This is a genomic window from Marinobacter litoralis (assembly GCF_016427555.1).
Taxonomy (GTDB): Bacteria; Pseudomonadota; Gammaproteobacteria; order Pseudomonadales; family Oleiphilaceae; genus Marinobacter; species Marinobacter litoralis_A.
Window position 1 is genome coordinate 157,247 of the sequence record NZ_JAELVS010000004.1, and the last position, 13,674, is coordinate 170,920.

14 protein-coding genes are annotated in these 13,674 nt (G+C 56.5%); 1 reads left to right on the forward strand and 13 read right to left on the reverse strand.

The window, feature by feature from the left end:
- Positions 1-72: 72 nt before the first annotated feature.
- Both JAO79_RS12695 and JAO79_RS12700 read right to left on the reverse strand, forming a co-directional pair.
- A complete protein-coding gene (locus JAO79_RS12695) occupies positions 73-315 on the reverse strand; it encodes a GrxA family glutaredoxin (RefSeq protein WP_199007628.1) in 243 nt (80 codons plus the stop codon).
- 148 nt (positions 316-463) lie between these two features.
- On the reverse strand, positions 464-2,590 hold the full coding sequence (locus JAO79_RS12700; protein ID WP_199007629.1) for a methyl-accepting chemotaxis protein: 2,127 nt from the start codon (positions 2,588-2,590) through the stop codon (positions 464-466).
- Between the two features lie 57 nt (positions 2,591-2,647).
- On the opposite strand from JAO79_RS12700, the gene JAO79_RS12705 reads away from it, so the two are divergent.
- Positions 2,648-3,073, forward strand: a complete 426-nt coding sequence (locus JAO79_RS12705; protein ID WP_199007630.1) for a YqaA family protein — start codon at positions 2,648-2,650, stop codon at positions 3,071-3,073.
- A gap of 2 nt (positions 3,074-3,075) precedes the next feature.
- On the opposite strand, the gene JAO79_RS12710 is transcribed toward JAO79_RS12705, so the two are convergent.
- From JAO79_RS12710 to JAO79_RS12760, 11 genes are all read right to left on the reverse strand, one after another.
- A complete protein-coding gene (locus tag JAO79_RS12710) occupies positions 3,076-4,473 on the reverse strand; it encodes an ABC1 kinase family protein (protein WP_199007631.1) in 1,398 nt (465 codons plus the stop codon).
- 149 nt (positions 4,474-4,622) lie between these two features.
- Complete coding sequence (gene lipB / locus JAO79_RS12715) at positions 4,623-5,261, reverse strand: lipoyl(octanoyl) transferase LipB (RefSeq protein WP_199007632.1); 639 nt, start codon at positions 5,259-5,261, stop codon at positions 4,623-4,625.
- Entirely contained in the window at positions 5,261-5,530 is a 270-nt protein-coding gene (locus JAO79_RS12720; RefSeq protein ID WP_199007633.1) for a YbeD family protein, read from the reverse strand. The genes lipB and JAO79_RS12720 overlap by 1 nt, the downstream gene beginning before the upstream one ends.
- 43 nt (positions 5,531-5,573) lie before the next feature.
- Positions 5,574-6,737, reverse strand: coding sequence for a D-alanyl-D-alanine carboxypeptidase family protein (locus JAO79_RS12725; protein ID WP_227664597.1), 1,164 nt, complete (start codon positions 6,735-6,737; stop codon positions 5,574-5,576).
- Positions 6,738-6,794: 57 nt separating this feature from the next.
- Positions 6,795-7,697, reverse strand: a complete 903-nt coding sequence (locus JAO79_RS12730) for a septal ring lytic transglycosylase RlpA family protein (protein WP_199007635.1) — start codon at positions 7,695-7,697, stop codon at positions 6,795-6,797.
- Between the two features lie 117 nt (positions 7,698-7,814).
- Complete coding sequence (gene rodA, locus JAO79_RS12735) at positions 7,815-8,942, reverse strand: rod shape-determining protein RodA (RefSeq protein ID WP_199007636.1); 1,128 nt, start codon at positions 8,940-8,942, stop codon at positions 7,815-7,817.
- Between the two features lie 17 nt (positions 8,943-8,959).
- Complete coding sequence (gene mrdA, locus JAO79_RS12740; protein WP_199007637.1) at positions 8,960-10,858, reverse strand: penicillin-binding protein 2; 1,899 nt, start codon at positions 10,856-10,858, stop codon at positions 8,960-8,962.
- Between the two features lie 8 nt (positions 10,859-10,866).
- Complete coding sequence (gene rlmH / locus JAO79_RS12745) at positions 10,867-11,337, reverse strand: 23S rRNA (pseudouridine(1915)-N(3))-methyltransferase RlmH (protein ID WP_199007638.1); 471 nt, start codon at positions 11,335-11,337, stop codon at positions 10,867-10,869.
- A gap of 2 nt (positions 11,338-11,339) precedes the next feature.
- Positions 11,340-11,690 (reverse strand): ribosome silencing factor, encoded by a 351-nt coding sequence (rsfS, locus tag JAO79_RS12750; protein ID WP_199007639.1) that lies wholly within the window; start codon positions 11,688-11,690, stop codon positions 11,340-11,342.
- 79 nt (positions 11,691-11,769) lie between these two features.
- On the reverse strand, positions 11,770-12,411 hold the full coding sequence (gene nadD / locus JAO79_RS12755) for a nicotinate-nucleotide adenylyltransferase (protein WP_199007640.1): 642 nt from the start codon (positions 12,409-12,411) through the stop codon (positions 11,770-11,772).
- Positions 12,412-12,414: 3 nt separating this feature from the next.
- The gene (locus JAO79_RS12760) at positions 12,415-13,671 is read right to left on the reverse strand and encodes a glutamate-5-semialdehyde dehydrogenase (RefSeq protein WP_227664598.1); all 1,257 of its coding nucleotides are present in this window, start codon (positions 13,669-13,671) and stop codon (positions 12,415-12,417) included.
- Positions 13,672-13,674: the final 3 nt, after the last annotated feature.

Sequence of the window (13,674 nt, forward strand, 5' to 3'; positions counted from 1 at the left end):
CGAAAAAAGCCCGGCTACTGACCAGTAACCGGGCTTTTTTTCGATCAAAACATACCTCAATGGGCTGTGTTCTCAGGCTCCGCGCTGGCGCACGTAGGCAAAAAACTCATCACAGCCACCCACATACTCAGACCCCACCAGAATCTGCGGCACCGTGTGAACCGGCTGACCAATCCGTTCAGCCACATCCTGCTTGCTCAAACCCTGCTCGACCATATCAATCCAGGTGTACGGCATGTTCTGGGACTCGCACAGGGCTTTGGCTCGCAAACAAAACCCACAGCTTGCACGCCCGTATATTGTGACTTGTTCCATAACAACCTCCTGCAACAAGGACTAAACCTTGTGATGAATAAGACAGTAACTGTATCTGCACCAAATGATGCCACGCGCAGAACAATTTAAAAATTGATCCTGCGCATAATGCTCATAGTAAGTACCGATACTTAGCAGGTGGTCGAACTCAGGTTTTCAGGCGCTTTAACTCACCGCCCAGAACCTCGACTTGCCCATCGAGCGCTTCGCCACTTTGACGAACCCGCTGGGCCAGTTCCCGCAGATCCGTAGCGGCATCACCGATCTGGGTCAGGTTGCGGTTGATCTCCTCACTCACCGAGCTTTGCTCTTCAGCAGCGGTGGCCACTTGGGTCACGTGTTCGACAATCACACCAATGCGATCCACCACGGTGGCCAGGGAATGAGCCGCTTCCTGAGTGCCATCGACAGCACCGGACGCACGGCTCACACCGTGTTGAATCACCGATACGGCACCGCTGACATCGCCTTTCAGGGAATCAATCATCGTGCTGATTTCGTCGGTGGATTCTCGGGTTTTCGAGGCCAGGCTGCGAACTTCGTCCGCCACTACTGCAAACCCACGGCCCTGTTCGCCCGCGCGGGCAGCCTCGATGGCCGCGTTCAAGGCCAGTAAATTCGTCTGCTCTGCGATGCCACGAATCACCTCGATAATCCGGTTTATCTCTTCGCTGCGCTGTTCCACATGCCCGATCGCCGAGCTTGCCTGCCCCATATCGTTGGCCAGCGCATCCACCTCTTTCACGGCTGCGCCCAGCGTGTCTTGGGTAAACTGGATGCCGTCGCGGGCAGCACGGGCATTGTCCGCCGCCTCGCCGGCGAAACCGGCCACCTCACCAGCCGCTGCGGACATTTCATTCATGGCCGTGACCACACTGTCGATATCGCCGTGCTGCTGACCGGTTTGGTCATCTATATCCCGGCTGACCGCCCCCATATCGGTGGCCTGGGCTCGCACTTTGATGTTGACCTCTTTCAGGTCTCTGATCATGTCCCTCAGGCGGGTGAGAAACTGGTTGAACCCGCCGGCGAGTTCGATGAGTTCCGCGTGGGTATCAATATTCAGTTCTCGGGTCAGATCACCTTCCGCACTGGCCAGATTCTGCATCCGGTCGCGGATGGTATTCAGCGGCCGGGTAACCGAACGAACCAACAAAATCAGCAACGCTATGGCCACCAGCACGACAATCGAGGCCACCACTGCCTGCCGCACCGCCGTGCTTGCAACCTCGCCCGACAACAAACCGGTGAGGTCATTCACGCTGGCAAGAGCCACCTCTCGCGGCAGCTCGATCAATAACGACCACTCGCTACCCGATAGCGCGACTTTAACCGGGTGTGCCACCGCCAGCGTCTGGCCATCATCGAGACGACCATCCTTTTTATGCAGGTTGGTCAATGTCGGCGCCAGTTCCGGCAAAGCTTCCTGCAATGGTCGCCCCAAATGCCGCTGATAATGGCTGGATGCGGCAATAAGCCCTCGCTCGCTCAGCAGCGTCACTCTCGACTCTCCGTCATACAGGCTTTGGCTCAGGTTCTTTACCATAGCCTGTAACGTGGTGAGATTGATGTCGATGCCGACCACACCAGCGAACTGATCCTCTCTCAACACCGGCACAATCAGGCTGGTCATCAGCTCGGAATACCCCTGCTCGATTTCGTAATCGTAGGGCTCCAACAAGCAGGGATTGAGAGAGTCCATCGCACACAGATACCACTCCGCCTCGCGATCACCAAACTCATTGCGAGCACTTAAATACTTTTCCGACGGGTCCTCCGTTCGGTTGAATTCAATCTCACCCTGCGGATTTCGAAAATAATAAATATCCAGTGTGCCTTCGTCGCTGCTGTGCTCGGCAGCGCCGTCTTTGAAAAACTCATCCAGCCCATCGTAGGCGTTCGGCTCAAACTGGGCGTAGATGGCGCTCATATCAGATTGCTCCGCCAGAACAGCCCGAAGCACATCCTGCAGCGCCCACCGGCTCATAGGTCCGAACTTGTCGTCTTCTATGTTTTGACGGATCAGAACGCCGAGTGTTTCCGGTGTTTGGTAGGCGGCTTCAAACTTGCCGGCCACTCGTTCACCATACTGGCCAGCAGTTGCACTGAGCTGGTCCATCACAATACCCTGCACGGTAGCGCGTGTTTCATCCGACAGGCGCGCTTTCATGGCCCCCAATGACCACTGGGCCGTCAAAACGATGCTAAGGCTGAGCAGCAATAACAGCGCGATCACAAAGCCATATAGCTTATAGCGGAGCGAAAGGTGTTTCATAGAAACCAAAACCTATTAAAGTAAGCGTTAAAACCCATAGTAGAGCATGGAGCGCCCATGGCGTACCTCACCCTGTTTTTGACATCTTTCGCAGCCGCCACGCTGCTGCCTGCGTACTCAGAGATACTGCTGGGCACATTGGCGAATCAAGGGTTGCCGCTGTTCTGGTTATGGCTGTCAGCCACCCTCGGCAATACATTGGGTTCTGTTATTAATGGGCTTATCGGCCGGCAGGTGGATCGCTTTAAAGACAAACGGTGGTTTCCGGTCAGCGAGATGCAATTGCACAAAGCCCGAAACCGTTTTAACCGTTACGGGCAATGGTCACTTTTGCTTGGCTGGTTGCCGCTAGGCGGGGATGCCCTGACACTCATCGGGGGCGTCATGCGAGTGCCCTGGCTTAACTTTATTGTTTTGGTGGGAATCGGTAAAGGCCTTCGCTACGCCCTCGTGATCTGGGCGGTCGAGAAAGCCTTCAGCTAGCCTTACTCGGGGTACAGATAGCGGCGCAGGATGTCTTCGCCGTTAAATTCCGAATACAGCACGGCGATGAAGGTGTACACGCCAATCAGCTTTCGGTTCAGGAACACAAACTCTTTGGGTGGCACCCGGAAGTACCGGCTGATGGCCGAACGGGCGGCCTGCTTGGCAACCCGGGACGGCAAATCGCTTTGCTTCCAGCGGTATTCGCCCTGACTGTTCACCGCATAGTCCGGCCACTGAGATCGATCCCTGGCCAAGGGTTCCAGAACCGACATACACACAGAGCCGAACTTCTCCAGAACCGCTTCGGGCCAGTCCCGGCTCATAAAATTCAACGTGACACCGCCTTCAATCACGGCTTCCAGATCATTCTCGTATGAGGCTTTGATCATCTGTATGACTGGCGCGAGGAATTCATCGGTATAGCTTTGCACTGCACCGAAATCGAGCAACACGATCTTGTCCTGCCCACTGTCTTCGCCCGACTCGTTTGCAATTCGAATTCGGTAATTGCCAAAGTTCGGGTCGGTCTGGATTTCCCCCCAATCAAACAGCTCCCTGAAGAACAACTCCAGAGCCGCTTTACCCAGTTCGCTGCGCCGCGCCTGAGGCAAGGCGGCGACTTCCGGTGAGCTCACAGAATGGCCGTGTTCGTAGGTGGATGCGATGATATGGTCGGTCGAATATTCCTGCAGCACGCGGGGCACAACGAACCGCGGATCGCCGCTGAGCATGGTGCGGAATTTCTCGGTGGTGCGAGCCTCCAGTCGATAATCCACTTCCCGGTGCATCATCTCCCGGACTTCTTCCAGCCAGTCGTTGAACTCAGGCCCAAAACTCACCAGCCGGGCAACTTTCAACAATTGGGCGACGGCATTCAAATCGCTGTCTACTGCATCCGCGACTCCCGGATACTGAACTTTCAATACCAGCTCCAGCCCGTCGCTTTTTCGAACCGCACGGTGTACCTGCCCCAAAGATGCCGCACCGATGGGTTCGGGATCAACCTCCAGTTCCGCCAGCCGATCAGCGCCGATTTCTTCTTTGAGAACCCGCTCGATGGCCGGCCATTCCAGCGAAGTCGTTTGGTCTTCCAGCGTGTGCAGGGCTTCAGTGACTTCGTCCGGCAAAAAGTGTTCACCGTATAAGGCCATCACCTGACCAATCTTTACCACACTGCCTTTCAGCCGGCCCAGCTCGTCCACCAGAAAACGAGATTGGTTCGAAAGCATGGCACGATGCCGCTGTTCACGGGTTTCTTTGTCACTGAACCAGTTCGTAGCCATGTGCGAGGCCATCCGGGTTCCGGCGAACAAACCGGCCTTGGTCAGGGACAATCGACGCTCAAAGCTGCCGGTTTTGATTCGAGAAACGGATTTTGCGGGCTTTCTGGTAGACATGAAGAACCTGTCTTAATGTGGGGTGTTCGAAATGTAGTCGGCAACGGTACCGACCAACAACTCTCACGCTACATTATATCGGCACTCAGTGCAGACTACTTATCCCCTGCGCCCCTGAGGGATTGCTATACGGGCCAATGCGTGCGGCCTTACCAACCTTGCTTGAACTCGACGTTTTGCCCGTTTAATCCGGCCACCAGTTCTTGCACCAGCTGTTGCTCAACATCGTAAACCGACACACCCGGTACAAAATTGCTGACCTGAGACATCGACATCCCCGCATAGCCACAAGGGTTGATACGTGAGAATGGCTCCATGTCCATGTTTACGTTCAACGCCAGCCCGTGAAACGAGCAGCCCTTTCGGACCCTCAGCCCCAGAGAGGCAATTTTGGCTCCGTTGACATAGACACCCGGCGCATCGGATCTGGGCGCCGCTTCGATTCCGTAGACTGCCAACGCCCGAACAATGGCTTGCTCGATCTCATCCACAAGTGATCGAACGCCCAGCTTACGGCGGGTGAGATCGATAAGCAGATAAACAACCAACTGCCCGGGGCCGTGGTAAGTTACTTGCCCTCCCCGGTCCACCTGGATCACCGGAATATCTCCAGGCAGAAGAATGTGCTCCGCCTTACCGGCCTGCCCCTGGGTAAACACTCTCGGATGCTCAAGGCACCAAAGCTCGTCAACCGTGGTTTCGCCCCGGGTCGCGGTGAACGATTTCATCGCTTCCCAGGTTTCCATGTACGGCTGTTGCCCCAGAGAGCGGACGATAAGATCGGTCATCACAGCACCATGTGAACGCGGCCAGTAGCCTTCAGTTCTTCGAACAGCGCTTTCAGCTGTGGTTCCCCGGTGGCCACAATCTTTACCCGAACCGAGCAAAACCGACCGTTTCGACTGTCGTTGACGGTCAGGTCGGCCTTATCAATGCCCGGCGAGTGTTTTTCGACAATGGCGGTAACCACCTCGATGAAATCCGGGGCGGAGTCTCCGATCACCTTGATCACGTAATCACAGGGAAACTCAATTTTCGGTGCTTTCGGCTCAGTCATGCCGCCCTATACTCCTGCGTCGTCGCGTTCATACCGCGCGTTCTTAGTTAAATAATTGAATGAAAAAGAGCTTGATGGCATCCCACAGGCGTTTAATCAACCCGCCCTGCTCGATTTCAGTCAGTGCCAGAACCGGTTGCTCAACCACGGTTTCGCCATCAAGCATCACACGCACTTGCCCCAGTTCCTGACCCATCTTAATGGGCGCTTTGATCACAGAATCAAGGTCCACCGTTGATTCCAGTTTATCTCGGGAGCCTCGCGGAATCGTAACATAGACATCTTCAGCCATACCGACAGAGACTTGGTCCGCAACGCCACCCCAGACGTCCGCCGCCATCAACTCCTGACCGGCACGGAACAGGCGCTCGGTTTCGTAATAGCGGAATCCGTAATTCAGCATTTTCTGAACTTCCTGCGCCCGGGCTGCCGAGCTGCTGGTGCCCATGACCGAGGCAATCAAGCGGGTGTCATTGCGCTTGGCGGATGCAACCAGGCAGTAGCCGGCTTCTTCGGTGTGACCGGTTTTCAGCCCGTCAACACTGTCATCACGCCACAACAGCGCATTGCGGTTCGGCTGACGGATATTGTTGTAGGTAAAGTGCTTCTCGGCATAGATCGGGTAGTTTTCCGGGTAGTCCTGAATAATGGCCCGTGCCAGCAATGCCAGGTCGTAAGCGGTAGAGAAATGATCCTGCGCGGGCAAGCCGGTGGCATTCCGGAAGTTGGTATTCTTCATGCCGAGCAATTGCGCCTGCTGATTCATGATATCAACGAACGCCTCTTCACTGCCGGCAATGAATTCCGCCAACGCCACGGACGCGTCGTTGCCGGACTGAATAATCACGCCTTTCAGCAAATCGTGAACGGTCGCGGTAGTGCCTTCACGAAGAAACGTCCGGGATCCTTCGGTGCGCCACGCATTCACACTGATCGGCACACTGTCCTGCATGGAAATCCGCCCCTCATCCAGCTCGCGCTCAACGATGTAGGCCGTCATCATTTTCGTCAGGCTTGCCGGCGGCAAACGTTCGTTGCTGTTGTGCTCCATGATCACACGGCCACTGAGCGGATCCATCAGTACCCAGGAACTACCCGCTATTTTAGGAGCCGACGGAATCAACACCGACTGCGCGGTTGCCTGCGTGGAGAATACTGTCAACGACAGAGCCAGAAGAAAGATTCGAGTAAACATTTTGAAAGCCATGGGTCGTTTCATTCGCTGTCAGAGGTTTGTCTTATGTGTGTTCTGAACTCAGTCGGTTCAGTGCGTATCCGTCAGGACAATGGAATTACCAAAACCTTTAGATTCAATCAGGCTTTGGGCATACCGGGCGTCGTCTTCACTGCCGAAGGGCCCAACCTGCACCCGGTGAAAGCGCCCGCTACTGGTCGAAACTTGTCGAACCCGAACCGGATTTTCAAGCTCTCGTTGCGCGCGGGCGAGCATTGCGTTGGCCGGCTCCGGGCTGCCAAAAGCACCCAGCTGGACAAACAACGCCTTGCGAACAGATTCAACGGCCGGTTGTTCAGGCGGGACCGATTCCGGCGCGGGTTTGGCCATCACAGTTTCGCCATTCGGATTATAGGGTTGCCCGGCCAAAAACATGGAACCGTCGGGTTTAACGGTAATGGCCGCCACTTCGACGCGCGCGGTACCACGGGATTGATACCCCAGCTTTTTGGCGGCTGCGTATGACAAATCGATCAACCGGTCGCCGTGAAAGGGGCCTCGGTCGTTAACCCGAACAACCACCGACCGGCCATTATCCAGGTTGGTCACTCTGGCATAGCTCGGGATGCGAAGCGATTTATGGGCGGCCGACATGCTGTACATGTTGAAGACTTCACCATTGGAGGTTTTATGGCCGTGAAACTTTTGACCATACCAGCTGGCGATTCCCCGCTTCACGTATCCGTCATTGGAATCAACCACGTGGTAGCTCTTGCCCCAAACCTGGTAAGGCGATTTGTTCCCGGCCCGCCGGGGGGCTTCGTAGCGCGGTTCGGCATCGGCCAGGCCACTGACATCGTAATCTCCGTCCGGCGCCCGGTCCTGCTTGATGGTGTATCTTGAGGAATGGTCGACCTCCGGTGTGCTGGAGCAGCCGGCCAAGACCACGGCCACCAACGCCAACCAAAATCCCCTGTTAAAAATGTTCGCCATAGCTGAGCGCAACTCGTCGTGTTGGTTTGTCAGAGCTTACTGACCTGCAATATTGTAACGGGTTCCCCCGGGCCTTAACCATTACCGGCCAGCCATGATTAGGCTTGCATCAGGGCGTCAGGCTGTAATCATCCGGCGATGGGTATGAATCGACATCAGCACACCGAATGCTGCCATCAACGTCACCCCGGACGTTCCTCCATAGCTGATTAGTGGCAATGGCACACCGACCACGGGCAATAGCCCGCTGACCATGCCCACATTAACGAAAATGTAGATAAAAAACGTCATGGTCAACGCGCCCGCCAGCAAACGGGCATAGGAATCCTGGGCCGCCACGGCGATGTACAGGCAGCGAACAATAATGAGGAAGTACACCGCCATCAGCAACATCATGCCGACAAAGCCAAATTCCTCGGCCAATACGGCAACGATAAAATCGGTGTGGCTTTCCGGTAAAAATTCCAGATGGGATTGAGTCCCCTGCAACCAACCTTTGCCATCCATGCCCCCCGAACCGATCGCGGTCTTTGACTGGATAATATTCCAACCGGCTCCGAGCGGGTCACTCTGGGGGTCCAGCAAGGTCAGTACACGTTGCTTTTGATAATCGCGCATGACGAAAAACCACATCAACGGCGCAGACACGGACACCACACCGAAAAACGCTGCAATCAGCTTCCAGCTCATTCCGGCAAAAAAGACCACAAAAATGCCGGCCATCCCTACCAGCAATGAGGTTCCCAAGTCAGGTTGCTGAACAATAAGGAACATGGGGAGCAGCACGATAAACAAGCCCACCATCACGCGCCCGAAAGTCGGCGGCAGGAAATAACGGGAGAGGTACCAGGCAGCCATCATTGGCACCACCAACTTCATCAGCTCGGAAGGCTGGAACCTTGGCAGCCCCGGGATGGCTAACCAGCGCTGTGCGCCTTTTGCACCGACGCCCACCAGCAACACCGCCACCAAACCCGCCAGACCCAGCACATACAGCCACGGCGACCAACGCCGGAACACCGCAGGGTCCAGCTGAGCAAACACCAACATTACGCCAAACGCCACTGCAAGGCGGATCCCTTGTGCCTTTACCACTTCAATATTCCGGTCGGCACCGCTATAGAGAACGAACAAGCCCCCGCCCACAAGGATTGCAAGAAGAAAAAGCAGGATCGGATCCAGATGCAACACGCTCCAGATGCTTCGCGACCGCCCTAACCCGGTGCCGGTCTGGGCTCTCAGCATATCGTTTCCCAGCCCCATCAGTGGTCACTCCCAGTTTGGTTCAGCTGCCCCAGCAGTTGCTCTGTTTCGGCCGCCGGAAATTCCTCCAGCCAGGCATCGAACAAGCCCCGGGCAACCGGAGCCGCAACACTGCTGCCGCCACCACCGTTCTCGACAATAATGGCCACAGCAATCTTGGGATCGTCTGCCGGTGCAAAGCCTACAAACAGGGCGTGGTCGCGTAAACGCTCCCGTACTTCTTCCGCATCGTATTCTTCGTCCTGGCCCAGGCTGAAAACCTGCGCGGTGCCGGTTTTGCCTGCCATCCGATAGCTTGCCCCCCGAGCCGCCCGGCGGGCCGTGCCTTTCGCTCCATGCATGACTTCTTCCATGGTATCGACAACGTACTCCCAGTTTTCCGGGTCTTTCAGAACCAGCGGGTTGTGCGTTTCGGCGGGCAAAAACTCATCGGCGGTGCGATCGCCGCGAATATCCTTCAACAAACGTGGTTCTACCCACTCGCCCCGGTTTGCCACCAGCGCGGTTGCCGTGGCCAGCTGTAGCGGCGTCGCCAGGAAAAACCCCTGGCCAATCCCCATGTTTACTGAATCCCCGGGATACCAGCGTTCGTTGCGCATGGCGCGCTTCCAGTCATCGGAAGGCAGCAGTCCACTCAGGGCACCGGATACGTCCAGGGTAGCGTCTTCACCAAAACCGAACGCGGAAAGATACTTATGCATGGTATCGACACCCATTTCGACAGCCACATCGTAGAAATAGACGTCACAAGACTGGGCCACCGAGTCTTTCAGATCTACCCAGCCGTGCCCGGAACGCTTCCAGTCGCGGTACCGGCGGCCACCCTCGCGTAACTGGTAGTAGCCCGGGTCCCAGATTTTGCGGTCACGAGTTGTTACTCCGCTGTCCAGTGCCGCTACCGCCATCATCGGTTTGATGGTCGAGCCCGGTGGATACTGGCCGCGCAACGCCCGGTTAAACAGAGGCTTGTCGATGCTTTCGCTGAGTTCGCGGTAGTCGGCCACACTGATGCCTGTGACAAACTTATTGGTATCAAAGCCCGGCACACTGGCCAACGCCAGAATACCGCCTGTTGCCGGTTCAATCGCCACAATGGCTCCGCGCCGCCCTTCCAGTAACTCATGGGCTTTGCGCTGAAGGCGTAAATCCAGGTGCAATTCGAGATCTTCGCCCGGCACCGGATTCTCGCGTTCGAGCACACGCAAGATGCGGCCACGGGCGTTGGTTTCGACATGCTGGTAGCCAACACGACCGTGCAGGACCTCTTCGTAAAAACGTTCGATTCCTGACTTACCGATGTAGTTGGTTCCCGCATAATTGACGGGATCGATCCGATTCAATTCTTCGCGGTTAATACGACCCACAAAGCCCAGCGCATGTGCCGTGAGGTCACTGTGGGGGTAGTAGCGCACCAGCTCTGCTGATACCTCGACACCGGGAAACTCATGCCGGTGCACCGCCATCTTGGCAATCTCCGGCTCGCCCAGATCATAGAACAAGGGGATTTCCTGAAACGGTCGCCGCGGCTCGTTCAAACGCTTTCGGAAGCGCTTGAGGTCTTCGTCTTCGATCTCGATAATGCGCCCCAAACGGGCCAGAGTGTCGTCAATCGGCGCAGCCCGTTCAGGCACAATGGTTAGGCTGAATACAGGGCGGTTCTCGGCCAGCAACTCTCCGTTGCGGTCATACACCAAGCCCCTGGGTGGCGGCACCGACTGAACCTGCACACGGTTTTTATCAGACAAGGTGGTGTAGATGTCGTGCTCGATTACCTGCAACTGATACATGCGGGCCAGCAACCCCGACATCAGCAACATAACAAACACCAACATCACCAAAGCACGACGCTGGAATAGCCGGCGTTCTGCCGCGGTGTTTTTGAATTCACCCCAAGCCATAGTAGATCCTAGGCCCGGTGATAAGGATGGTTACGCGTGATCGACCAGGCGCGATACAGCTGTTCTGCCAGCAGAATACGCACCAGAGGATGAGGTAAAGTAAGAGGTGAGAGCGACCACTGCTGGTCAGCGCGCTGCCGGCAAGCCTCGGCCAGCCCATCAGGGCCACCCACCAGAAAAGAGACATCCTGCCCGTCTTGCTGCCAGCGTTCCAGCTGACTGGCTAGCTTTTCGGTTGACCACGGCCGACCACCCACCTCCAAAGCAACCACCCTGTCCCGCGGCCCCACAGCGGAAAGGATGGAATCACTTTCACGCTGCATGAGTCTTGGAATATCCGGGTTTTTGCCGCGGTGAGGCATGGCAATTTCAGTCAACTCGAGGGGCAGCTCCGGTGGCATCCGGCGCACATAATCGTTAAACCCCGCAGTGACCCAGTCGGGCATTTTCTGCCCCACGCAGATCAATCGCAGGCGCATGATTACTCGCTGCCTGCTGCACCAGCTTCTGGAGCATCACGCCAGAAGCGTTCCAGATCGTAGAACTCGCGAGCGGCCGGCATCATCAAATGCACCACTACGTCGCCCAGATCCACTAGAATCCAGTCGCTGCCCGGTGCACCTTCTACGTTATTGGCTCGCATCCCCTGCTCCTTGGCTTCAATAACCACGGAATCGGCCAGCGATTTCACGTGCCGGCTGGAGGTACCCGATGCGAGAACCATAAAATCAGTAACGCTGGTGCGATCACGGACATCCACCACACTGATGTCCTGCGCCTTGATGTCTTCCAGCGCGTTTACGACCAGATCTTTCAGTTGTTCTGCCTGCATAATTACCCTGTGTTCCGGGCGATGGCCCAGATGGCCGCCCGATTAGTGATATTCAAACGCGATTGTAGCACTAAAAGTTTCAGTCAGGGCAGGCACCGTACAGGCCTTGCTCATGAATTCTTTGCAAGACCGAATCAGGCAGCAGATAACGCGGTGAATGTCCGCCAGAAATACGCTCTCGAATGCCGGTGGCCGAGATGTCCAGAAGCGGCGCATCGAAGCTCAGAATCCGGCCCGCGGGGGTCTGCCAGAGGTCTTCCGGTCGTTCGGCACGACGCGCCTCAAGCAGGCCCTTGGCCAAACTTGCTTCCGGCAATGTCGAGCCGGGCCGACGAACCACGATGATATGCGCCAATTCAGGGATTTCCTGCCACTCGCGCCACTGATCAAAGCTGGCAAACGCGTCAGTACCCACGACCATTACCAATGGCCGCTTCGGACCTAGTTCCTGCCGCAACTGCCGCAAGGTATCGGCGGTATAGGAAGCCCCTGCGCGCTGCAACTCGCGATCATCAACGCGCAATCTTGATTCGCCTTCTACTGCGAGGCGAATCATCTCGAGCCGCTGAGCCGAGGTTGCACCGGTGCTTCCTCGGTGGGGTGGGATGTGGCAAGGCACCAGATCCACCCGCTCCACCCGAAGCGCATCGGCCACTTCCAGTGCCAGCCTCAGGTGTCCGTGGTGGATCGGGTCGAAGGTGCCGCCATAAATAACGTGCATCAATCAGGCCCGAATGTGGCCGTCGCCAAATACCACATACTTTTGAGAGGTTAAGCCATGCAGGCCCACCGGGCCACGAGCATGAATCTTGTCGGTGGAAATGCCAATTTCGGCACCCAGCCCGTATTCGAAACCGTCCGCAAAGCGTGTCGAGGCGTTCACCATCACCGAGCTGGAATCCACTTCCGTGAGGAAGCGGCGGGCCCGGGTGTAGTTTTCGGTAACGATGCTTTCAGTATGCTGGGAACTGTAGTGGTTGATGTGGTCAATGGCACCGCTCAAACCCTCCACCACACGCACGGCAAGGATCGGCGCCAGATATTCTTCGTGCCAATCGTCTTCGCTTGCCGCAACGATGCCCGAGAGAATGTTCAGCGTTTTTTCACAACCGCGCAGCTCAACACCTTTCGCTTCGAATTCGGCTGCCAGTAACGGCAGGATATCCTCAGCGATTTCCTGATCTACCAACAAGGTTTCCATGGTATTGCAGGTGCCGTAGCGGTGAGTCTTGGCATTTACCGCAACCTTGAGCGCTTTCTCGGGGTCTGCGTGGCTGTCGATGTAGACATGGCAGACACCATCCAGATGTTTGATAACCGGCACCTTGGCGTCGCGCGAGATACGCTCGATCAAGCCCTTTCCGCCCCGGGGCACAATGACATCAACGTACTGCGGCATGGTGATCAATTCACCCACGGCATCCCGGTCGGTGGTTTCAACCACCTGCACGGCGGATTCCGGCAAGCCGGCGGCGGCCAAGCCCTGAGCGATACACGCAGCTACCGCCTGGTTGGAATGAATAGCTTCCGAGCCACCCCGCAAAATCGTTGCATTGCCGGATTTCAGACACAGGCTGGCGGCTTCAATGGTTACGTTCGGGCGGGATTCATAAATGATTCCGATCACGCCCAAGGGCACCCGCATTTTCCCGACCTGGATGCCGGACGGGCGGTAGTTCATATCGGTAATCTCACCCACCGGGTCAGGCAAGGCCGCAACCTGCTTCAGACCTTCGATCATGGTGTCGATACGGGCCGGCGTCAGCTCGAGCCGATCCAGCATGGCAGCATCAAGCCCGTTAGCCCGCCCATTTTCCAGATCTTTCTGATTGGCCTGTGCAAGCTCAGCACGGGCACGATCAAGAGCGTCTGCGGTGGCAGAAAGTGCGTGATTCCTCACTTCCGTTGTTGATCTGGCAACTTCTCGCGCGGCGGCCCGGGCCTGCTGGCCCAGCTGCGTCATATACGCTGCAACGTTCATTGA